General features: G+C 42.8%; 24 protein-coding genes and 4 tRNA genes. 13 read left to right on the top strand and 15 right to left on the bottom strand.

All coding sequences use genetic code 11. From position 1 onward, the window contains the following. Positions 1–111: 111 nt before the first annotated feature. The 5 genes from hemE to KT990_RS04335 all read left to right on the top strand — a co-directional run bounded on the left by hemE (position 112) and on the right by KT990_RS04335 (position 6,127). Positions 112–1,182, top strand: coding sequence for a uroporphyrinogen decarboxylase (gene hemE / locus KT990_RS04355; RefSeq protein WP_005096398.1), 1,071 nt, complete (start codon positions 112–114; stop codon positions 1,180–1,182). A gap of 10 nt (positions 1,183–1,192) precedes the next feature. Next, positions 1,193–1,993, top strand: coding sequence for a DUF817 family protein (locus KT990_RS04350; RefSeq protein ID WP_005096399.1), 801 nt, complete (start codon positions 1,193–1,195; stop codon positions 1,991–1,993). 146 nt (positions 1,994–2,139) lie between these two features. Next, a complete protein-coding gene (locus KT990_RS04345) occupies positions 2,140–2,610 on the top strand; it encodes a DUF3015 family protein (protein ID WP_005096400.1) in 471 nt (156 codons plus the stop codon). Between the two features lie 78 nt (positions 2,611–2,688). After that, positions 2,689–4,575: a DUF4105 domain-containing protein gene (locus tag KT990_RS04340; RefSeq protein WP_100534374.1), complete on the top strand. Its 1,887-nt coding sequence runs from the start codon at positions 2,689–2,691 to the stop codon at positions 4,573–4,575. A gap of 163 nt (positions 4,576–4,738) precedes the next feature. Continuing rightward, positions 4,739–6,127, top strand: coding sequence for a diguanylate cyclase (locus tag KT990_RS04335; RefSeq protein WP_218209219.1), 1,389 nt, complete (start codon positions 4,739–4,741; stop codon positions 6,125–6,127). 19 nt (positions 6,128–6,146) lie between these two features. On the opposite strand, the gene KT990_RS04330 is transcribed toward KT990_RS04335, so the two are convergent. The 7 genes from KT990_RS04330 to KT990_RS04300 form a co-directional block, all read right to left on the bottom strand. Continuing rightward, positions 6,147–6,707, bottom strand: coding sequence for a DUF4385 domain-containing protein (locus KT990_RS04330; RefSeq protein WP_100534373.1), 561 nt, complete (start codon positions 6,705–6,707; stop codon positions 6,147–6,149). 128 nt (positions 6,708–6,835) lie between these two features. After that, a complete protein-coding gene (locus KT990_RS04325; protein ID WP_005096405.1) occupies positions 6,836–7,273 on the bottom strand; it encodes a hypothetical protein in 438 nt (145 codons plus the stop codon). A gap of 283 nt (positions 7,274–7,556) precedes the next feature. After that, positions 7,557–8,105 (bottom strand): GTP cyclohydrolase I FolE, encoded by a 549-nt coding sequence (gene folE / locus KT990_RS04320; RefSeq protein ID WP_005096407.1) that lies wholly within the window; start codon positions 8,103–8,105, stop codon positions 7,557–7,559. Positions 8,106–8,198: 93 nt separating this feature from the next. Beyond that, complete coding sequence (locus KT990_RS04315) at positions 8,199–8,882, bottom strand: Smr/MutS family protein (protein WP_005096408.1); 684 nt, start codon at positions 8,880–8,882, stop codon at positions 8,199–8,201. A gap of 195 nt (positions 8,883–9,077) precedes the next feature. Beyond that, entirely contained in the window at positions 9,078–9,884 is an 807-nt protein-coding gene (gene trpC / locus KT990_RS04310) for an indole-3-glycerol phosphate synthase TrpC (protein WP_005096409.1), read from the bottom strand. A gap of 20 nt (positions 9,885–9,904) precedes the next feature. Next, positions 9,905–10,951 carry an anthranilate phosphoribosyltransferase gene (gene trpD / locus KT990_RS04305; RefSeq protein WP_005096410.1) on the bottom strand — a complete coding sequence of 349 codons (1,047 nt, stop codon included), beginning with the start codon at positions 10,949–10,951 and terminating at the stop codon, positions 9,905–9,907. A 9-nt stretch (positions 10,952–10,960) separates the two neighbouring features. Then, a complete protein-coding gene (locus tag KT990_RS04300) occupies positions 10,961–11,545 on the bottom strand; it encodes an anthranilate synthase component II (protein WP_100355236.1) in 585 nt (194 codons plus the stop codon). 811 nt (positions 11,546–12,356) lie between these two features. On the opposite strand from KT990_RS04300, the gene glnA reads away from it, so the two are divergent. The 6 genes from glnA (at position 12,357) to KT990_RS04270 (ending at position 17,277) form a co-directional block, all read left to right on the top strand. Then, positions 12,357–13,772 carry a type I glutamate--ammonia ligase gene (gene glnA, locus KT990_RS04295; RefSeq protein ID WP_171063330.1) on the top strand — a complete coding sequence of 472 codons (1,416 nt, stop codon included), beginning with the start codon at positions 12,357–12,359 and terminating at the stop codon, positions 13,770–13,772. Between the two features lie 95 nt (positions 13,773–13,867). Beyond that, positions 13,868–14,146 (top strand): hypothetical protein, encoded by a 279-nt coding sequence (locus tag KT990_RS04290; RefSeq protein ID WP_074383029.1) that lies wholly within the window; start codon positions 13,868–13,870, stop codon positions 14,144–14,146. A 35-nt stretch (positions 14,147–14,181) separates the two neighbouring features. After that, positions 14,182–14,649 carry a chorismate--pyruvate lyase family protein gene (locus KT990_RS04285; RefSeq protein WP_218209218.1) on the top strand — a complete coding sequence of 156 codons (468 nt, stop codon included), beginning with the start codon at positions 14,182–14,184 and terminating at the stop codon, positions 14,647–14,649. Between the two features lie 6 nt (positions 14,650–14,655). Continuing rightward, positions 14,656–15,534: a 4-hydroxybenzoate octaprenyltransferase gene (gene ubiA / locus KT990_RS04280; RefSeq protein ID WP_100357214.1), complete on the top strand. Its 879-nt coding sequence runs from the start codon at positions 14,656–14,658 to the stop codon at positions 15,532–15,534. 111 nt (positions 15,535–15,645) lie between these two features. After that, complete coding sequence (locus KT990_RS04275) at positions 15,646–16,884, top strand: alpha/beta hydrolase family protein (RefSeq protein ID WP_218209217.1); 1,239 nt, start codon at positions 15,646–15,648, stop codon at positions 16,882–16,884. Between the two features lie 135 nt (positions 16,885–17,019). Next, complete coding sequence (locus KT990_RS04270; RefSeq protein ID WP_005096421.1) at positions 17,020–17,277, top strand: hypothetical protein; 258 nt, start codon at positions 17,020–17,022, stop codon at positions 17,275–17,277. Position 17,278: 1 nt separating this feature from the next. On the opposite strand, the gene KT990_RS04265 is transcribed toward KT990_RS04270, so the two are convergent. The 7 genes from KT990_RS04265 to KT990_RS04235 form a co-directional block, all read right to left on the bottom strand. Then, a complete protein-coding gene (locus KT990_RS04265) occupies positions 17,279–17,722 on the bottom strand; it encodes a DUF2726 domain-containing protein (protein WP_005096422.1) in 444 nt (147 codons plus the stop codon). A 62-nt stretch (positions 17,723–17,784) separates the two neighbouring features. Beyond that, positions 17,785–17,860, bottom strand: a tRNA-Asn gene (locus KT990_RS04260). 6 nt (positions 17,861–17,866) lie between these two features. Continuing rightward, positions 17,867–17,942, bottom strand: a tRNA-Asn gene (locus KT990_RS04255). 293 nt (positions 17,943–18,235) lie between these two features. Beyond that, positions 18,236–18,311, bottom strand: a tRNA-Asn gene (locus KT990_RS04250). A gap of 5 nt (positions 18,312–18,316) precedes the next feature. Further along, positions 18,317–18,392, bottom strand: a tRNA-Asn gene (locus KT990_RS04245). Positions 18,393–18,539: 147 nt separating this feature from the next. Next, on the bottom strand, positions 18,540–19,166 hold the full coding sequence (locus KT990_RS04240) for a superoxide dismutase (protein ID WP_180072055.1): 627 nt from the start codon (positions 19,164–19,166) through the stop codon (positions 18,540–18,542). Between the two features lie 153 nt (positions 19,167–19,319). Continuing rightward, complete coding sequence (locus tag KT990_RS04235; protein WP_100328761.1) at positions 19,320–20,078, bottom strand: Nif3-like dinuclear metal center hexameric protein; 759 nt, start codon at positions 20,076–20,078, stop codon at positions 19,320–19,322. Between the two features lie 170 nt (positions 20,079–20,248). Between KT990_RS04235 and KT990_RS04230 the strand changes: the two genes are divergently transcribed. Further along, positions 20,249–21,430 carry a trypsin-like peptidase domain-containing protein gene (locus KT990_RS04230; protein ID WP_218209216.1) on the top strand — a complete coding sequence of 394 codons (1,182 nt, stop codon included), beginning with the start codon at positions 20,249–20,251 and terminating at the stop codon, positions 21,428–21,430. 137 nt (positions 21,431–21,567) lie between these two features. Beyond that, a complete protein-coding gene (locus KT990_RS04225) occupies positions 21,568–21,825 on the top strand; it encodes a hypothetical protein (RefSeq protein ID WP_005096427.1) in 258 nt (85 codons plus the stop codon). Between the two features lie 341 nt (positions 21,826–22,166). Here KT990_RS04225 and KT990_RS04220 read toward each other — a convergent pair whose 3' ends face one another. After that, positions 22,167–22,556 carry a carboxymuconolactone decarboxylase family protein gene (locus KT990_RS04220; protein WP_218209215.1) on the bottom strand — a complete coding sequence of 130 codons (390 nt, stop codon included), beginning with the start codon at positions 22,554–22,556 and terminating at the stop codon, positions 22,167–22,169. Positions 22,557–22,630: the final 74 nt, after the last annotated feature.

Below are 22,630 nucleotides of genomic sequence, written 5' to 3'. Positions count from 1 at the left end.
ACATCACATTTGGCCGCTTAAGCTGATCGGTTTTTAAAGTCAGCAGAAGTTATTAAAAATACAACCTTTTTGTTATGATATGGCGAATATCAAAGATAGATAGGAAAGTAAATGACGACCTTAAAAAATGATCGTTTTCTGCGCGCCTTGTTGCGTGAACCTGTAGATGCCACTCCGGTATGGATGATGCGTCAGGCGGGCCGTTATTTACCAGAATATCGCGCAACGCGTGCTCAGGCAGGAGATTTCCTTTCTCTTTGCAAAAATACTGAACTGGCCTGTGAAGTGACCTTACAGCCTTTACGCCGTTATGATCTGGACGCCGCGATTTTGTTCTCTGACATTTTGACAGTGCCTGATGCTTTAGGTTTAGGATTGTATTTTGAAGTGGGTGAAGGGCCTAAATTTCATAAAACCGTCCGTACCGAGCAGGATGTCGCAAATCTGCCAGCTTTTAATGCAAAATCGGATCTGGATTATGTGATGAATGCAGTGTCGACCATTCGTTCAGCCTTGGGTGGCCAGGTTCCTCTGATCGGTTTCTCTGGCAGTCCGTGGACCTTGGCGACTTATATGGTGGAAGGTGGTTCAAGCAAGGATTTCCGTTTCACCAAAAATATGATGTATGCACAGCCTGAAGTGCTGCATGCTTTGCTGGAACGTCTAGCCGATGCCGTGATTGATTATCTGAATGCGCAGATTGATGCAGGTGCACAAGCGGTACAGATTTTTGATAGTTGGGGCGGCGCACTGGCACATCGTGAATATATTGAATTCTCGCTCAACTATATGAAGAAGATTGTTACTGGCTTGCACCGTGAAAAAGATGGCCGCAAGATTCCAGTAATTCTGTTTACCAAAGGTGGCGGTCAGTGGTTGGAACCGATGATCGCTACAGGCGCAGATGCCTTTGGTCTGGACTGGACCACACCACTGGATGTAGCACGTCAAACCGTTGCGGGTCGTGCTGCGCTTCAGGGTAACCTCGACCCTGCGACCTTATATGGTTCATCGGAAACTATTATTAAGGCGACCAAAGCCATGCTGGATGATGCTTATGCCAATGGTGAAAAAACCGGTTATGTAGCAAACCTCGGCCACGGCATTACCCAGTGGGTCGATCCAGCCAATCCAAAAGCCTTTATTGATACCGTACATGAGTATAGTGCTAAATATCTTTAGGATTTAAACCTTGATCGATCTATTCAAATCAGGGTTTGAATTTACCTATAAGGCAGCTTCGGCTGCCTTATTTGGGATTCTACTCCTGCTGGCGTTTGCACTCACTGCTGCCATGGGCAGTGATCTGTTTTACGGTTTTTACCGTTATGACTATCTGTTATTTTTTGCCCTGCTCATTCAGGTGCTGCTGCTTTATACCAAACTGGAATCCTGGGCCGAAGCCAAAGTGATTGCGCTGTTTCATCTCATGGCCATGGTGATGGAAATCTTTCTGACCCATCCTGCGATTGCCTCCTGGTATTATCCACAACCGGCAATCTTTAAAATTATGACCGTGCCTTTATTTGCCGGTTTTATGTATTCTGCGGTCGGCAGTTTTTTTGCGCGTTCCTTGCGTTTATATCAGGTCTCATTTGAAAAGTTGCCAGGCTTTCGCCATATGTTGCTGCTGGCGGTGTTGTCTTATATCAACTTTATGAGCAAGTTTTTTATTCCTGACTATCGCATGCTTTTATTTGTCTGGAGCGTGCTGATGTTCTGGAAAACTAAAATTCGTTTTCAGTTGAATCAGCACGCTTTTCAGTTGCCAATGTTACCGATCTTGCTGCTGCTGGCCTTTATCATCTGGATTGCCGAGAACATCAGTACCTTTTATCAGATCTGGCTCTATCCAAGTCAGATTGAACAATGGCATATGGTGGGCTGGGGCAAACTCGGGTCCTGGTATTTGTTGTTATTGCTGAGTCTGGTCTTGGTACTGAAGATTTTAGGGCAGCGCAATTTACATGGCGACTGGACGCTGAAAGAGTAATGGAATTATTCAGGTTATGTTTATGTAAAGCATGCATTTTTTCGATTGCGCCAAACCTGACTTATCGCTACTCTGCTGAGTGTGTAAGTCAAATTACATAATGAGAGTAATAACAAAGATTGCATGAGAATAACTGGAGAATAAGTATGTTGAAAAAAATTATGCTGGCGGCAGTATTAGCGACTGGTTCAAGTATGGCGATGGCTGACCGAGATGTCGGCTGTGGTATCGGAAGTCAGGTGTGGGCCGGTCAGACTGGTATTATTCCTAAACTTTTAGCAGGTACCACCAACGTTCTTTTCACGAATCAATGGCTCGGGATCACGTTTGGTACTTTGGGTTGTAGCCAGGGTGGAACAGTCACCGCTCAAGTGGTGACTTTTACCAATGAAAATGCTGAAGCACTGGCGCGTGATATGGCAGTGGGTGAAGGTGAAAGCCTGAATGTTCTGGCCGAACTTCTGAATATCAAATCTGAAGACAAAGGCCATTTCTTTAACATTTCCAAGCAGAATTTTTCTGAAATCTATTCCGAACAAAACCAGAATACCCTTCAAGTTCTGAGTTCATTACAAACAGTGATGGCCAAAGATGAAGTATTGAAATCTTACATCTGATCCGCACTTTGACAACCCTGCTGCTCTGGCAGGGTTTTTCTTATGACTCAAAGAAATTGACGAGAATAAGTTAACTGAATGAAATATGCGTTCTTCATGTTGGGTCTGGCCTTCAGTCCCTTAAGTTTTGCAAACGAAATTAATCCAGATATCCAGCATTATCTCGATCAGGCCAAAAGCAAACGCCTAGATCAGAGCACCACCTGGCAGCGTCTGATGTATGCCAATTCTAAAGGCCACAGCGAGGTCGATTATTCAGGCTATTTTCTGGCAGAGCAGGGAAAGACTGATCTCAAAAAAGAAATACAGCATAATATTCAGGCCTTATTTGGCAGTACAGAACCGAATCAGTCCATCCGTTGTAAGTTTCCGGCCCGAAGCAGCTGGTTAATGCAGCAGCTGGATATTTCCGAACAGCAATTACCTGAAGTGAGTTGTCCGGATTTTGATCGATGGATTGCTGAGGTCAAGCCCTATCAGGCCACGCTGATTTATGCCACAGATTTTATGGGCAATCCCAGTTCGATGTTCGGGCATACCTTGTTGCGTCTAGATCCCAAAGATCAACAGCAGCTCAACCTGATTTCCTATGCCGTCAACTATGCCGCAACCGTCGACGGCAATGACAACTGGTCATTTGCCTGGAAAGGACTGACCGGACAATATCTGGGTGAATATTCCCTGATGCCGTATTATCGCAAGGTCAAAGAATATGGCGACTTTGAAAGCCGGGATTTATGGGAATATGAATTAAATTTAACTCCACAAGAGACCCGGTTTCTGGTGCAGCATCTTTGGGAAATGCAGAAGGTGAGTTTCCCTTATTATTTTATCAACGATAATTGTGCTTATCGCCTGCTGGGGCTATTCGATCTGGTGCGTCCTGAGTTGAATCTACAAAAACAGTTTAATTCGACTGCCATTCCGATCGAAACCTTGAAAGTGGTAGAACAGCAGGGCTTGATCAAACAGAAAGTTTATCGTCCTGCCCTAGAAACACAGTTGCTGGCTCAATCTAGACAGCATGGCAAAGCTTTGGCAAAAAAGGCTCATCAGCTGGCTTATGCAGAAACAGGTACCATGCCTTCAATGTTGCAAACTTATCCGGCAGAGGATCAGGCCAAAGTGCTGGAAATGGCCTATGATCATCTATATCTGGATTTTCTCAGACAGAAAGTAGATGAGTCCTTTGCCCAGCCACGTTTTCGCAAGTTATTGGGCTTAAGAAGTCAGCTGGCTATCGAGAAACAGCGTCAAGCACCTGAGCGTCCGAAAACAGATCCAGTACAAAGTCATCATGCACGAAATATCAGTTTTGAGGCCGGACAGGTTCAGGGTGAATCCTTTGTTCAGCTTGGGCATCGGCATGCCTATCATGATTTAATCGATCCACAGGGTGGTTTGCGTACCGGCACACAACTGCTGTTTCTGGATGGGGCATTACAATATCGTAATAGTGAACTCAAACTGGAACATCTGGATTTACTGGCCGTCAATTCCTATAACCCGATTAATCCATTTAATACGCCCTTATCTTGGGGTTTTAATCTGGGCTGGACACAGGAAGCCTTAGACCGTCATGGCCAGTTTAGCGAAGAGCAACAGCATGGCGTCGCCGGTTTTAAGACCCAAGCGGGCTATAGCTGGGCAAATGCGAGCCGCGAACATTTGTGCTATGCACAAATGCAAACTCACGTTCAGGCGGGCAAGGCGCTCGATCAGGGTTGGCGCGTAGGAGCAGGGCCAACTTTGGGCTGCCAGAATATCTGGACTGATCAGATCAACAGTCTGGTGCAAGTGGAACTGCCTTATTGGGAAGATTCGCATCGCTGGCATCTGAAGCTAAATACCCAATTGCAATATGCCTTTACTGCACAGAATGCGGTTCGATTGTCTTGGGAATATCAGCAACAACAGGCGAAAGACTGGGATCAATGGAGTTTGGGCCTGATCCGTTATTTTTAAACGGCTTATATATTTTAAGGGCTAGTTTACGAAACTTTTCCTGTGAATCATCGATCAGTATAATTGGAATAATCTTGTCGATATTTTAGTTAATGCACCCGAATTTTGTTATATTTGTCACATAATGTTAGTGCAAATTGCAGTGTTTTGGGGAATGGGTCGTATGAATAATGAATGCATGGCAATGCTGGCCGAACAATGGAAGCAGATCTGTCAGAATTATTCAGCAGATGATCTATTGCATGCATTTCATTTTGTTCAGGAACATTCGGTTATTCTGGTCGAAGAATTCTATAAGAATATGCTCTTAGAAAAAGAATCGGCCCAGTTCCTGACCGAACAGATGGTTCAGCAGCGTTTGCGTAATACCCTGATTCAATGGCTGTCAGAAAGTTTTAGCGTACCGATCAACAAGAGTTATGCGCAAGCCGTACAAAAGCAGGCGATGGTTGGACATGTACATGCCCGAGTCGGTATCCCTTCCTGGTTAATCATGCGCGGTGTCCGTGAAATTGAACGCAAGGTTTTTGAACTGTTGCAAGCATCTTCTCAAAACAGCATGCTGACCGCCTGCAGTTATATTGTGCAAATCATGGGATTTGCCACAGAAATCATGTGCCGTTCTTATGAAGCCAAAACAGCCGTGAATCAGGAAATCAAACACAGTTACCGTGTTTTTTCAGCCATGCAGGATGTGGCGGTACAAAAAGACAAACAGCGCAGCTCATTGCTGGACTGGGAAAATGAACTGATGTTCAAGGTCTTTTCGAGCCCTGACAATTTAAAGCATCCGATGTTGTCCAAATCTGAGTTCGGTTTATGGTTTATCCATAAAGCCTCTTATGCTTTTACCGGTTCGGACCAGGTCGATTTAATCATTGAGCGGATTTATCAGATTGATGCAATTAATCAGACCATCATGGATTGTACGGATAAAAATAATGTCTTGGGGCTGATTCAACAAATCCGTGACTTAAACCGTGAAATTCAACTGCTGGTCGATCAGTTATTTCAGGTTGCGGAATATATTGAATCAGGCAATGATTCATTGACCCAGTTGTTAAATCGCCGTTATTTAAATACGGTGATTTCCCGTGAAATCACTTTTTCCCGTAAAAATCATACACCTTTGTCTTTACTTGCGATGGATGCCGATTTCTTTAAAAGTATCAATGATAAATTTGGACATGCCGCAGGTGATCTGGCACTTAAATTTATTGCCGAAGCGCTGCAAAAATACAGTCAGGGCAGTGATTATGCCTTCCGGGTCGGTGGGGAAGAATTCTTATTGTTGCTGGTCGACACAGATAAACAACGTGCCTTAAGTATTGCCGAAAGTATTCGTAAATATGTTGAAAATGGCATGATTAAAACCGCGCAAGGACAACAGTTTAAAATCACGATCAGTATTGGATGTACGCTCTATGACGGGCATCCGGATTATCAGCGATTTTTAGATGCTGCGGATGCCGCACTGTATATGGCGAAAAATACCGGTCGTAACCGGGTCTATATGGCACAGTCGCCCTCAAATCCGGTAGGGCAGCAATGATCCAGCTAGCTTAAAAGTTCTATTCATCTGCCATGTGTTGCTGGATAAATTCCTGAAATTTTCGCTTTTGCTGAATATAGTCTGGATGGTTTTTCGCATCATTCCATTTTTGTTTAAAAATGTTGGCGGCCGCTGCTTTGACTGGATCTTCGTGGCTGCGTGGCAATTCTGAACGGCCATGTGCGCCGCTTAAGCCTTTCTTATCTTCCGGAACCGGCCCATCATATTTTTTACCACCTTTATGGTTGGCGTAACGGCGGGCACGGGTATAACCCATCTGTAAAAACTTGCGTGCCATGTCCGCACCGATAAAATCATCTTGTTTTAAATAAGCTAGGAATAGCTGATAAATTTTGTCACTGCTGGCTTGGGCTTTTTCTTCATCCGCAAAGCGCCAGTGCGGCAGAATTTCAAATTTATAAGGCTCCACCAATAATACGCCTTGTTCTCCTCGGCCAATTCGGTACAACTCGGGCCGTTTGCGAAAATTAATCTTTTCGAAGTCCAGAGAATAATCAAAACTATTCGACACCACCCGTGACTGACGTTTTGGCGGCGGATTTTTGGCTGCTGGACTCATATCTTTGCTTATATTTAGAAGGGTCGGTATCACTCAATAAAGAACACACTAAAAAATATAAAATAATTCTACTGATCTACTCACCCGAGATCAGGATCAAGAAAAGCCCCAGTCATGGGGCTTGGATTTTACTTTGACTTTTTCGAACTGGTCTTCGAGGTTTTGGCTTTATCAGACTTGCTCTTGGACGAAGTGCTTGACTGCTTTTTGGCCGGTGCTGATTTTTTTGAAGAAGATTTTTTCGTCTTGCTGTCTTCATCTTTGCTCTTATTGCTGCTTTTCGCTTTAGCCGGTTTTTTCGCTGAAGATGTTTTCAGGTCTTTGGCTTTATCGCTGCCTTTAGAACTCGCACTTTTCTTCGCCTTTACTTTTTCATCTTTACTGGCATTCTCTTTTTTAGAAGATGCTGCTTTAGATTTAGCACTTTCAGCTTTTTTGCTGACTTTGCGATCGCTGTCCTTGTCACTGCTTTTGTTCGACTTCTTCAGTTTTTCATCTTGCGTCTTTTTAGCAGTTTTTGCAGATTTCTTGCTGTCTTTGTCCTGATTGTTTTTGCTATTCGCCATGGTCATTTTCCTTGTCATTAAAAATCAAGCAGAAAGATATAAAGCTGTTTGCTGTATATCAACGTCAATTTACTTTAAGCGAGGACTAACTGGATTAAAACTTTATCATGTATCTAAATGTAGGCTTGTTGCAAAGATAAGCAGCAATTGTTTAGCTGCAAGTATAACGAATGCAAATTTGGTCAACAGCAGCTGTGATATCGATATTCTCTGACCAGAGCAGTTTATAAGAAATTAAAAAAACCCCGAATGATCGAGGCTTTAAATAATTGGCTTTTAAGGCTTAGTAGCTTTCTGGCACTGCACTTAAAAACTCACGGCGGGTTTCTTTATCAGTTTTAAAATCACCAATAAAAGAGACTGTACGTGTGGTCGATTCCTGTTTGCCCACACCACGCATCATCATGCACATATGTGCAGAATCAATCATCACGGCGACACCACGTGCTTTGGTGATTTCCGCCACTGCTTCTGCAATTTGCTGGGTCAAGTTTTCCTGGATTTGCAAACGACGCGCAAACATTTCAGTAATACGGGCAAATTTGGACAGGCCCAAGACATGACCTTCTGGTAAATAGGCGATATGGACACGGCCATAAAATGGCAATAAATGATGTTCACATAAGGAATAGAATTCGATGTTTTTGACCAGCACCATTTCACGGTTGTCGGAAGGAAAGACCGCTTTGTTGGTGACTTCTTCAAGTGTCTGACTATAACCCGAGGTTAAATATGAAAATGCTTTGGCAGCACGCACAGGCGTATCTTTGAGACCAGGGCGATTGAGATCTTCGCCAACGGCAGTAAGAATGTTTGCGTAGGATTGCTGCATAGTCATATGACGTATTCACTTAAACTGAGAATGAACAAGGACGGCATTGTAGCAGAAAACTTTTACAATGCCTTGTTTTGAGGCGAAAACCGGTTACTGTTTAAACTTTGGATTCTTTTCTGCACGTTTTAGCAGAACCAGAACTGCACCAGTACCGCCTTGTTTTTCAGGCGCACTGACAAAAGCCAAAACATCGCGATGCTGACGCAGCCAACCATTCACATAGGTTTTTAAAATCGCTTCCGGGCCTTTACCGTGTACGATCTTAATCACGTTCTGGTTTTCATCTTTGGCGATCTGGATAATTTGTAGCACCGCCTGACGCGCTTCTTCCACGGTACAGCCATGCAGATCCACAGCTTCAAACCAGCGTAAATTGCCGGCTTTTAAGTCTTCAAACACTTTATGCTGCAAGGTGGCAATGCGATAGCTCAAGTTGGCCTGACTCCCGACAGGATTGAGCATGGCCTGCGTGTCCGATAATGCCATGGCATCTGTTTCCATCGGGCCAGTCGCCGCTGCACGCTTTGCCAGGACTTGTGCATCCGGTTTTTTCTTGCGCGGTTTGTCCAATTGAACGGTATTTCCCGATTCAATTTTTTGCACGCCCTGCATTTGTTTGCGGAATAATTCCAGTTCTTCTAAAGCTTCTTGCTCGACAGTCTTTTCAACGGGTGCAGCAACAACCGCAGGGCTATGCGGCTGTGTAATTTGCTTCTTAAAAGATTTCAGCAGGTTGTACTGATCTTTAGATAATGAAGAATCGTGTTTACTCATAATGTAAAAACAAGGAAGATGCGGAATTTAACAGAATTATAGTCTGAAAATAGATAAAGGAGAAATGAATTGCTTGCATGGCATGTCTCGGTATTTATGAATTCACATGATGCTATTTCTTTTCTTATCAATCCTGAAAATAAAAAAGCCCAATCCTGAGATTGGGCTTGGTCTAAGTATTAAACTAGTCAATAGTTAAACCGATTCAGGCTCACCAAACAGGTTACGGAATGCATGATCAGGTCGAGGCTGTTTCATAAAACTTTCACCGACCAGAAAGGCATGAATATCATGCTGTTGCATCATCGCCACATCGGCAGGGGTAGCAATACCACTTTCAGTGACTAACAGGCGAGAGGGATCGAGTAAGTTCTTTAAACGAATCGAGGTATCTAAATCGACATCGAAGGTTTTTAAATTACGGTTATTCACACCCAGCAAGCAGCGATCTGAAAGTTTCAGCGCACGTTCCAGTTCAGCTTCATCATGTACTTCAACTAAAACATCTAAATTATGCTCAAAAGCAGTCTTCGACATTTCTTCCAGTTGCTGATCTGACAGACATGCCACAATCAGTAAAATACAATCTGCATCTAAGGCACGTGCTTCAATGACTCCATAAGGATCGATCAGGAAATCTTTGCGCAGCGCCGGCAGGTCACAATGCGAACGGGCAATCTGAATATTTTCATCTGCACCCTGAAAAAAGTCCACATCGGTCAGGACAGATAAACATGCGGCACCAGCATCTTGATACTGTGCTGCAATTTCTGCAGGATTAAAATTCTCACGAATAATCCCCTTAGATGGTGAGGCTTTCTTGATTTCAGCAATTACACCCGGACGTTTTGACATTAAAGACTGGGCAAAACCACGCACAGCTGATGCACCTTGAGCCAGCTCTTCCAGATCTTTATAGCTTTTCTGCTTTAAACGTAGAGCAAATTCTTCCGTTTTACGGTCAACAATCTTGCCTAAAATTGTATTTGCGATATCCACCATGATCAAAATTCCTGACCGAATTAAGCTTCGTATTGTTTAATGGTTTTGGTAAATTCAGACAGCACACTCATTTTCTCCAGAGCCTGGCCGCCATAAATAATGTCATGTGCCAATGCAACACCATGTTTATAGCTGCTGGTCAAACCGGAGACATAAATACCTGCACCCGCGTTGAGGGCAATCATATTGGCCGCTTTATCACCGATCTCTGATTTTTTCTTGCCCAATGCATCCTTGATTAATGCCAGACTCTGTGCAGAATCTTCTACAATTAAACCAGTCAAGGTTTGAGATTCGATATTAACCAATTCAGGGGTAATTTCCCATTCAGTCACTTCGCCATTTTTTAGCTCTGCCACATACGTTGCAGAGGCAAGACTGATCTCATCCAGCCCGTCGCGAGAATGCACCACCATCACATGTTCAGCACCGAGCTGTTTCATTACTTCTGCAATTGGACGGCACAGTTCATTGGAAAACACGCCAATGACTAAGCGATTGACGCCGGCCGGATTGGTCAGCGGGCCAAGTAAATTGAAAATGCTGCGAATACCCAATTCTTTACGCGGGCCGATTGCATATTTCATGGCTGTATGATGATTCGGTGCGAACAGAAACCCGACCCCCACATCACGGATACAACGCTCGGTTTGCTGCATATTCAGGTCAAGATTAATCCCAGCCTGTTCCAGTAAATCTGACGAGCCTGATTTGGTTGAAACGCCACGGTTGCCATGTTTAGCAATGGTTGCGCCTGCTGCTGCAATCACAAATGCAGACGCGGTAGAGACGTTAAACAGGTTTTGACCATCACCGCCTGTACCGACAATATCGACTAAATAAGGAATATCGCTGACATCAATTTTGGTAGCCAGTTCACGCATGACCCGTGCGGCTGCGGTAATTTCATCAATGCTTTCGCCTTTAAGGCGTAAACCCATGAGCAGGGCACCAATCTGGGCATCAGTGGTTTCACCTGACATGATGGCACGCATCACGTCTTGCATTTGATCCTGAGTCAGGTGAATGTTTTTGGTAATATTGTTTAAAGCTTGTTGAATATTCATAAGATGTTCTTAGGCATAAATTTCGAGAAAGTTTTTAAAGATTTGATGGCCATGCTGGCTCAGGATCGATTCAGGATGGAACTGCACGCCTTCGACCGGCAATGTCTTATGTTTTACCCCCATAATTTCTTCCATAGAACCATCGGCTTCATTGGTCCAGCAGGTCACTTCCAGACATTCAGGCAAGGTGGCTTGATCAATCACCAGGGAGTGATAGCGCGTTGCAGGAAATGGCGACGGAAGATTACTGAAAATCCCGGTATCGCTGTGGTACATATCCGACAGACGGCCGTGCATGACACGTTTGGCACGTATGATGTTGCCACCAAATGCCTGACCAATACTCTGATGGCCGAGACAAACGCCCAATAACGGAATTTTTCCAGCAAAATGCTGAATCGCAGGAATCGAAATGCCTGCTTCACTCGGCGAGCATGGGCCGGGGCCAATCACTAAATACTTGGGTTGCCATCGCTCTATATCTTCCAATGTCACGGCATCATTACGGACTACTTTTACTTCTTGATTCAGTTCGCCAAAATATTGAACGATGTTGTAAGTAAAGGAGTCATAGTTGTCGACCATTAAAAGCATGAGCTTAACCTATTGAAATTAATGCACTTAACTGTGCTAAAGTTGTCCAGATCGTACTTTATTTGCGCTTATTGCAAGCACAGGTGTGACACGACTAAATCATTGATTTCATTGTGTGAAAATAAAGCACTATTCATCATAGCAAAAAATAGCCGTATTCGGCGCAACAATTTTGCTCAATTTATTTGCTTTAAAAGCATCTGTATCAACTGAAATAAAATTTTAATCATGATTTAAAGTAATAGACTTACTTAAGGAAACTTTAGAATTTATATTTTTTAGGGAAAAATTGATAAGTTAAAAATAATCAGCAATATTGATCTAAAGTTTGTTGAAAAAAGCATCACTTGAATAATAGAAATTTATATAGACTATGGTGTAGAAAGTATATTTAAAGAAAATGCCTCAAAATATTCACTGAGCAACTGCATGTTGCAGATCTCTGTTTGTCTCAGACCATAAGAAAACAGTCAATTTTTTAGCAACATATGGGTGTTTTTTAAACAAATACACGAAAAAGTAGCAAATTTTATATAAAAAACTATGTTTTTAATACACTTCTATAGGTGATTGCACTATTTAGGTGCGCTAAAAAATAAAGCAGAAATAAAATAAATGAAGAATGCCTGAATATAGTGCATTTAGTTTCTCAACTAGTATAATAGTCGCAAAGTATTTTTGTCACTTCATGATTTCTTATATAGATTTCAAGATTTTATCTATACTTTGAATAGTTGGTACGGTAATTGCTTAATGACTACCAACTACTAACACGCACGTAACGAGTGCAACAAAAATTCATCGGAGCAAAATGAGCATGGCGAACAAAGTCCTTCAACTCATCCAAGAAAGTGGCGCGAAATGGGTCGATTTCCGTTTTACGGATACTAAAGGTAAAGAGCAACATGTGACTTACCCAGCAGATACAATCGACGAAGATACTTTTGAAGACGGTAAAATGTTCGACGGTTCTTCAATTGCTGGTTGGAAGGGCATCGAAGCATCTGACATGATTTTACGCCCAGATGCAGAAACCGGTTTCATCGACCCGTTCTTTGCCGAGCCTACAGTTGTTGTGACTTGTGATGTGATTGAGCCTTCTACAGGTCAGGGTTATGACCGTGACCCACGTTCGATTGCTCGCCGTGCTGAAGAATACCTAAAATCGACAGGTATTGGTGATACAGCATTCTTTGGCCCAGAACCAGAATTCTTCGTATTTGACGAAGTGAAATGGGAAATCGATATGTCTGGCGCGCGCCATACATTGATCGCTGAAGAAGCGGCCTGGTCAACCAACAATGACTACGAAGGTGGTAACTCTGGTCACCGTCCACGCGTAAAAGGTGGTTACTTCCCGGTTCCTCCAGTTGATTCTTCACATGATATGCGTGCAGATATGTGTGCCAAAATTGAAGACATCATGGGCCCAGGTCGTGTAGAAGTACATCACCATGAAGTTGCATCTTGCCAGTTGGAAATTGGTGTAAGCTTCAACACCATGGTTCGTAAAGCGGACGAAGTTCAACAGTTTAAATATGCGGTTTGGAACGTTGCGCATCAATATGCGAAAACAGCAACCTTTATGCCTAAACCAATGGTTGGCGATAACGGTTCTGGTATGCACGTTCACATGTCGATCTCTAAAGATGGCAAGAACTTGTTTGCTGGTGATGAATATGCAGGCCTTTCAGAAATGGCATTGTACTTCATTGGCGGTATTATCAAACATGCGCGTTCATTGAATGCATTAACCAACCCTTCTACAAACTCGTACAAGCGTCTGGTTCCGCATTTCGAAGCACCGATTATGCTGGCTTACTCAGCGCGTAACCGTTCTGCATCTATCCGTATTCCTTACGTGTCAAGCCCGAAAGGCAAGCGTATTGAAGCTCGCTTCCCAGATCCAATGATGAACCCGTACCTCGGTTTCGCGGCATTGTTGATGGCAGGTATCGACGGTATCCAAAACAAGATTCATCCAGGTGAAGCGGCTGACAAAAACCTGTACGATCTTCCTCCTGAAGAAGAAGCGAAAATCCCGACTGTGGCGCATAGTCTGGATATGGCGCTTGAAGCACTTGAAGCAGATCATGATTACCTGCTGAAAGGTGGCGTGTTCACGAAAGACATGCTTGATGCCTATATCGAACTTAAAACTGAAGAAGTGCGTCGTTTAAACACGACCACTCACCCAGTTGAATTCGAGATGTACTACAGCCTGTAATTCTTTCAAGAATTTCACTGTAAAAAACCCGCGCATGTCGCGGGTTTTTTCTATACTGGGTTAATATAAAGCAAAGAATGTTGAATTAGATTGTTATGACTAAACCACGTAAAAAACATACCGGATTTTTTCCTTGGAATGATCCTAAAGACCATGCGCAAGGTTTTAAGTTAAATTTTTCTGAAGTTACGTATTTGGAAGTAGGGCGTACCATTGAAGGTTATAAACAAGCACAGTTTGTTGAACTGAAAAATCCTGAACTGGCACTTACATTTGACTATCCAAAAGAGTTTTATTTAAGCGCTGAAGGCTTAATTTTAATTAAAACACCCCAAGGCAAATTTGAAGTGATTGCTAAAGCAGATAACTGTTAAACATGACGTATTTTTCTAAAAATCAGCATGCCTTGATGCCCACTATGTCTGCTGAGCTAAAACCATGGCTGTATGCATCAGGTTCTCTGACACAGCAATTGACCGGCTTGGCGCAGGGACAATTTCATGTTGAGCCTATTCAAGAGCATTTTCAGCGTTTAAGCTTCGCCAATGCCAAATGGATGCAGATGTCACATCAGCATACTTCCTGGGTGCGGGAAAGCTATCTCTATGGTTCAGAACAGTCGCCCTGGGTGAAAGCAAAGAGTATTTTTCCAATTTTAAGCCTGCAGAAAAAAGCCCGAATCTTTCAGCATATTGGGACTAAGCCAATTGGCTGGTTCCTGTTTCAACGGACGAATCCACTTTACCAGCGTCGGGTCATTCTTTTAGAAGAGGGTTGGACGCGTCAGAGCTGCTATACTTGGCACGGCTGTAAATTTATCGTACAAGAAACATTTTTACCGGCATTTGAACACTTTATACAAAATTCAAGGGCTTGACTTTATATGGCAACTGCACAAGCAATAACCTGGCGTGAGCGTCTTGGCGCCTATTATTATCTTTGTCGTTTTGATAAACCGATTGGTACTGAACTGGTCTTTTGGCCAACCTTGTGGGCGTTATGGATTGCGGCTCAGGGGATGCCACGCATTGAAATTTTAATTCCCATGATTTTGGGTGTGATTTTTATGCGGGCGGCGGGTTGTGCCATCAATGATTTTGCTGACCGTAAAGTCGATGCGCATGTGGAGCGTACTAAAAACCGACCACTAGCGACCGGAGTCATCAGCGCCAAAGAAGCGGTGATGGTATTTCTGGTTTTGGTGGCTGCCAGCGCCTGTCTGCTATTTTTCTTGCCGATCGAAACTTTTTACTGGTCATTTGGGGCTTTGCTGTTAGCGTTTATTTATCCTTTTATGAAACGTTATACCCATTTGCCTCAGGTATTTTTGGGTGCAGCATTTTCCTGGGCCATACCCATGGCCTATACCGCTGTTGGGCAAACACCTGATCTGACTTGCTGGTTATTGTATTTTGGTAATCTGGCCTGGACTGTGGCCTACGATACTCAATATGCGATTGCAGACCGTGAATATGATTTAAAGATAGGGGTGAAGTCGACTGCAATCTTGTTTGGCCAGCATGATATTTCAATTATTAGCACCCTGCAGGCGAGCAGTATTTTATTGATAGGTGCTGCACTTTGGCTGGAAAATTTATTGATTCCATTTGGCTTGTTAGCACTTTTGCTGGTTGCTGCTGATTTTATTTACCAATGGTTTAAAACTCGCGATAAAAATCCACAGCTATGTTTTTGGGCATTCCGTCATAACCGTTGGATTGGCCTCATTATTTTTGTGGGAATATTGTTTGCTCTAAGATAATTACCGCATGTCGGATAACAACAAAAGCATCCTATAAAGGATGCTTTTTTTATGATTAATTTTGAGTGATCTCGATTAAGAGATAGGGAATAACAATAAAAGGATAGAAATATGCAGAACAGTTATAAGAAATTGATGTTAGGTGTGCTGTGTTCCTCGGTACTATTTTTATCTGCGTGTAACGATGATGATAATGATTTCTTTGTCCCGCAGCCTCAGGTTTTTCTCGGTGAACAAACGTATACCCAAGATGTTATGTCTCAAGCATCAAGTATTCGGGTTATGCGCTATAACATGCCAAATGTACAGAATAGGACTGCAGAAGCTACTGCCTTGGTAATTTATCCGCGAACACAACAACCACGAGATGGTTGGCGTGTTGTTGTCTGGGAGCACGGTACAGTAGGGAGCGGTGATAGTTGTGCGCCAAGTCGAAATACTTTTAACCCACGCTTTAAAGCCATGGCTGAGAGTCTGCTTGCCAAAGGCTATGTGATTGTTGCTCCTGATTATGAAGGATTGGGTACACAGGGCATTCATCCTTATTTACATTTAGAGAGTGCGGCACAATCTGCAATTTATGCAGTGAAAGGATTTAAGCAACAGCAAGGGAATAGGTTTAATGGAGCTTGGGTTTCTGTGGGTCAATCACAAGGGGGGCATGCTTCGCTTGCAACGGCAGAATTTGCAGGAGATGATCCAAACTATAAGGCAGCGGTTGCTGCGGCACCAGCCTCCAGCCTAGGTTATATTATTGGTACAGTTGCCCCACAAGCTTTAAATCGATTAGTTTTCGGTGAGGGTGCTGATGTTGTTCCGGCAGGAACTGCCAAAGCTGTGTATTCAGAATTACTTGCTTATGCAGCATATGTGGCAGTTGGAATTAAAGCTTATGAGCCAAATTTTGTATATCAGAATATTTTTGAATCCAGTGCAAAACTGGTTGCTGAGCGTGCAGAAGGAACCACTGGTGAAAATGGCTTGTGTCTAGGCGATTTAATGACAGAGTTTAGTGCGGATATCGATCAATGGTTGCGGCAGAATCCTGGAAGAACAGTAGCTGAATATCCGGGGTTGATAGATGCTTTTGATCAAAACAGATCTGTGAAAGAATTTTTGGTGGAGAACCAACCCGCGACTAAAAAAATCAGTGTACCAGTCATGATTATTCAGGGTAAGGAAGATATGGCAGTACCTTATGATGTTACAGATGTTTTGCAAAAGAATTTGGCAGCTTTGGGTACAGACGTGACTTTCCTAGGGGTTGAGGGTGCAGGACATACTCAAGCAATTGTAGAAAAGAATGCTGAACTGGTTGCATTTATTGAAGAGCATATGCCAGCTAAGTAAAGAATAGAGTTATTAAGATCTACAAAGGAGCTTCGGCTCCTTTTTTACAGTAAAACTTTTCAAAGACTTGAGCTATGACTTTATTTTGTTATATTGAGCAGTGCAATTAAATGACGAAATTAAAGTAGGTTTGTTATGTCTGAGCAGCCGCAGCCCCGCAGTGTTAAAAAGCTGGTAATTTTAGGTGCGCTGGTATTATGTATACCGATATTTTTGGTGAGTATGGCTTTTCTTGCGGTAAATAGTGATGCTAAAAATCAGGAAAAATATAAACAGCAGCAGGCAGAAATGATTGCCCGCATCGAAGCGCGAGAAGCTGCGGAAAAGCTCAAAGCAGAGCAAGATACAAATTCAACCCAAGCTGCATCCGAAAGCGCAGTAACCTTACCTTAAATTATCTCAAATCTCTTTGCAGTTGTCTGATGCTTGGAATCTGAGTGTATCGAATCACGGTATAGCCTGCTGCAATCAGCATAGCATCCCGTTCAGCATCTTCCTGCTCTTTGCCAATGTGGCTGGGATCATCCAGTTCAATAATGGCCAGTACATTATAGTCACGATCAAGCACCACAAAATCTGTAACTTTACGATTGAACTGATTACGCATGTTCATCTGGTCATGCGTAATCAAGGCGCTAAAGGCAACCTGAGCCAGAATATGATGATGAGGAAAGGCTTCTTTTAGGCGTGTAAACATCCTGCTTTCAAAAGCAGTAATCACACGCTTTGGATAGAATTTTTTTTGACGGGTGAACAGATGTGGGAAGAGCAGGCAAACTAACGCAAAAGTTGCCAGGCAGCCAATCACAAAAAATATAAACTGACTCAAATTAAACACAGATCACAAATAGGGACGAATAAAAAAACCCACTTCGCAATGAGTGGGTTTTTTTAGAATCTTGGCTCTCCCACCTGGGCTCGAACCAGGGACCTGCGGATTAACAGTCCGTCGCTCTACCGACTGAGCTATGGGAGAATAGATTGGCTCTCCAACCTGGGCTCGAACCAGGGACCTGCGGATTAACAGTCCGTCGCTCTACCGACTGAGCTATTGGAGAATCTGACAGCGATTATAGAGAGATTTGAAAAGTGGTCAAGGCACTTTTAGAAAAAAGCCGAAGAAATTGAATCAAGTGTTTTAAAAATAGTCGAAAAGGCTTGGAGTTCAAACTGTTATGTTTATGTAAACAGTCGGAGCAGTCAGATTGTTATCAGCCTTAATTTTTGTAAGTGATCTGGATCAGAGAATATAAGGTAGCTGATTGTATATACAGATATCACTACCGATCTCAATTTAAAAAAAGCAGATATAAAAAAACCCACTTCGCAATGAGTGGGTTTTTTAGAATCTTGGCTCTTCCACCTGGGTTCGAACCAGGGACCTGCGGATTAACAGTCCGTCGCTCTACCGACTGAGCTATGGAAGAATAGATGGCTCTCCAACCTGGGCTCGAACCAGGGACCTGCGGATTAACAGTCCGTCGCTCTACCGACTGAGCTATTGGAGAATCTGATCGGCATTTTAGGCAGGAAACCCAAGGTCGTCAATCAATTAATGTAAAGAAATGAATTGTTTGCTTTATAAATATTCATTTGGGGCTTAAAAATAAAAAAATCACCCGAAATGGGTGATTTTTTAGCAAAGAAATAAAGAATTATTTCTCAACACCTGCAGGCTGACCTGCATATTTCGCATTTGCATAATCCCAGTTTACTAGGCTTTCCAGGAAAGTAGAGATGTATTTAGGACGTGCATTACGGAAATCGATGTAATAAGCATGTTCCCAAACGTCAATCGTCAATACTGCAATTTTGCCATGTGCCATTGGCGTATCAGCATTTGAAGTTTTCATGATTGACAGTTGACCGTTTACTTGGTCAGCCACTAACCAAGCCCAACCTGAACCGAACTGAGTGGTTGCAGCAGCAGCAAATTCTTCAGCAAATTTTTCGTAAGAACCGAAAGCTTCATCAATTTTTGCAGCCAAAGTGCCCGTTGCTTTACCGCCACCGTTTTTAGCCATACAGTTCCAGTAGAACGTGTGGTTCCAAACTTGGGCAGCGTTATTGAAAACACCTGCTTTAGACGCATCACCAGCAGTTGCTGTAATGATTTCTTCTAGAGTTTTGCCTTCAAGCTCAGTACCAGCGATCAGGTTGTTCAGGTTAACCACATAAGTATTGTGGTGTTTGTCGTGATGGTATTCTAAAGTTTCTTTGCTGATGTGTGGAGCAAGATCTTCGTAGCCATAAGGTAATGCTGGTAAAGTAATGGTTGTCATGTTCTCAATTCCTTGCATTTAGCTGGGTTTTAACAATAAGTGGCTTTATTGTAATAGATAATCGGACCAAATGGGCATTACGTATAAATAACAATACACAATAAATCCTGAAAATATATAAATAAAGCTCGTGGAAAATGCTGTCAGCGAGAATTAAATCGGATTGTTTAATTCGTAATAAGCATACTCAATATTAAACTGTTCTGAAATCGCTTTGGCCAGGCGCTGTACACCATATTTTTCAGTGGCATGATGGCCACAGGCATAATAATGTACATTCAGTTCCTGAGCTTCATAGAAGGTGCGTTCGCTCACTTCACCAGAAATATAAGCATCACACTCTTGTAGCGCTGCTTTATGAATATAATCCTGCGCACCACCGGTACAGAAACCGACTTTATGGATTTGAGTTTTGTCCGCAGGAAGATGAATTGCATCAAAGCCAAGTTTTTCTGAAACATGGTTTTTAAAATATTCAGGACGCATCGGTTGTTTTAAATAGCCAATATTGCCAATCGGATGGCGTTCACTCGGATCCAACTGTTCGATATTTTCCAGTTCTAATAAATCTGCAATCGCCGCATTATTGCCTAAAGTTGGATGACTGTCTAAAGGCAGATGATAGCCAACCAGAGAGATATCATTTTGAATTAAGGCTTTAATTCGTTTACCGCGCATACCAGTGATCGGGTAGGCTTCACCTTTCCAGAAATAGCCATGATGAACCAGCAGTAAATCTGCGCCTTGCTCAATTGCCGCTTCGATCGCACTTTGCGAAGCACTCACGGCACACAGGATTTTATTGACCTCAGATTTACCTTCAATCTGCAAGCCATTCGGTGCATAGTCCTTAAATTCACGTGCTGCCAAAGTCTGTTCACACCACTGAATAATATCGTTTAAATTCGCCATAAAATTCCTGTTCGTTTAAAAATTTGCCAATATTTATCTTTATATTTAATTGTAACTAAAGCTGCACAAAACTCTGTGGAATTTTTTGTGTTTAGTTATGTATTTCGCATTACAATAGAACACAAATTACTTAGTCATCAACGAATTAAAATATTTTAGAGGATAACAACGTGCGCCGCACCTTTACATGGTTACCCTGGGTGTTACTGATTTTGGTCATTATCGGTTTTTTGGGGTGGCAACAACTACAAAAACCAAAAGCACCGGTTGCACCAGATGGTGTCAAGATGCCTGCTGAAAAAGTAGAGCCGTTGATTGATACGTCGCGCTCAGGAGGCGTGGTCTCCTATAGTGCTGCGGTGAGAGTAGCAGCGCCGGCTGTAGTCAATATCTTTACCACTCAAAAAGTCAAACAGCAGGCTCATCCTTTGTTGACCGATCCGGTCTTTCGTGAGTTTTTTGGCGATCAGTTGCCTGACCAGTATGGACAAAGTCCGAATGAGAACAGTTTAGGTTCCGGGGTGATTGTACGTCCTGATGGTTATATCCTGACCAATAATCATGTGATTGCACAGGCAGACCAGATTGTGGTGGCATTGCAGGATGGACGACGTGCTGAAGCAAAAGTTGTGGGAATGGATCCAGATACCGATCTGGCAGTGATTAAAATTGAACTGGATCAATTACCCGTGTTGCCTTTTAAATTGAGTGGCAATGAAGTCGGTGACGTCGTTTTGGCCATTGGTAACCCATTTGGTGTGGGTCAAACCGTAACGCAAGGGATTATTTCAGCAACAGGGCGTTCAGATCTGGGCATTAATACCTATGAAGACTTTGTGCAAACCGATGCTGCAATTAACCCGGGAAATTCAGGCGGAGCCTTGATCGATGTCGCCGGCAACTTGATTGGGGTGAATACGGCAATTTTCTCGCAAACTGGTGGTTCACTGGGGATTGGTTTCGCCATTCCAGCCAAAATCTGTCAGCAGGTGATGAATGCTATTCTGAAAGATGGCCGTGTCGTTCGTGGCTGGTTAGGAATCAGTTTATTACCGACAGAACGTGATGATGTACTGCAACCTAAAGAGAAAGGGGTGACCGTCGCAGAAGTGCTGGCAGATGGACCGGCAGCGAAAGCGGGCATCCAGCGTGGCGACAAAATTATGAAAGTGAATGAGGAAGAGATCAGTTCGGCTTCGCATTTGATTAATTTTGTTGCCCTGCAAAAGCCGAATAGTACCATTCAGATTAAAGTAGAGCGTGCCGGAAAAACCATGATGCTGGATGTAGTAGTGACTGAGCGTAAAGCACAAAACAGTTCTTCCCAATATATTCCACTGCCCGGTCAGTAAGTTTCTATTTAAAAAATCCCTCTGCAGAGGGATTTTTTTTGCCTGTTATTTTTTAGTTACCTGATACAAAAATGAAATACGGTTTTTGGTTTAAATCATTTAACTTGATGAAATTACATCAAAAGAGAAAATAAAAAATGACTTTTATGACGGCGGATCAGGCCAAGGTTTTATCAGATGTGGCTAATTTAAATATTGAGGTCTATAAGCCGCGTCTAGCCAAGCTAATTGAAGAAAATGCGAAACAGGGCAATACCGCAGTCATTACTGTATTTCCCAAACATTTGCCTTTGGAAGATATTCGGGCTTTATCAGCCGAGTTGACTGAACTGGGCTATAACGTACGTTTTGAAGTGCTGGAGTTTTATTATAGCTTTAATGTGTACTGGCTCTAGTGTGAATCTTCATTGAACTAAGGCTTATTTTGAGCCACTATTTTACTGGATCTGTCTGATCTTGATCTTATGAGTGATCGGGTTGTATGTGATCAAAGACGCGAGTTTTTATAAGTAGGTGCTCAACTCTAAAAAATCTATCAGTTTTATTTTAGAATCATTAGTGTAATGTACCGAGAATCTACAACTTCTCGGTACATATTCATTTGACGGATAGGCTGAGATCAGGGTAAGCAACTAAAATCAGCTGAGCTTTATTTAGCCTAAGTAACTTATGAATCATCTGCAAAATTAAATTGTGAGCTTATTTCTAAAACGGCTCAATTTCATCTGCAACCAAATTATTCCTGATTCACCTGATATTCCTGGATCACTTCAAGTGCCGCCCGAAATGCTTCCTGAGTTGCTGGTGCACCGCAATATGGCAGGCTATGGAGTAACACTTCCTGAATTTCCTCAACCGTCGCACCGTTGTTAAGAGCGCCCCGAACATGGCCTTTTAGTTCAGTGGGGCTTTTTTGAGCCGTAAGGAAAGCAATGGTAATTAAAGAACGATATTTACGTGGTAATACACCTTCACGTTGCCAGGTTGAACCCCAGGCATGTTCATTAATCCAGTCTTGTAGAGGCTGGGTAAAAAGCACGGTATTTTCCTGTGCACGTTTGACAAAGCTTTCGCCCATGACATCAGTACGCACTTTCAGGCCATTTTCATAATCTTGTTGTGACATGGTTTACCCTCAATTTTCTTATAGCTCTAGCTTAGTACTTTTTATGCGAAATACCATCGTGCCATAGTCGTAAA

Source organism: Acinetobacter sp. F9 (assembly GCF_019195275.1).
GTDB classification, from domain to species: Bacteria; Pseudomonadota; Gammaproteobacteria; order Pseudomonadales; family Moraxellaceae; genus Acinetobacter; species Acinetobacter pseudolwoffii.
Note: the sequence above shows the minus strand (reverse complement) of the source record. Positions and strands in the feature narration are given on the sequence as shown.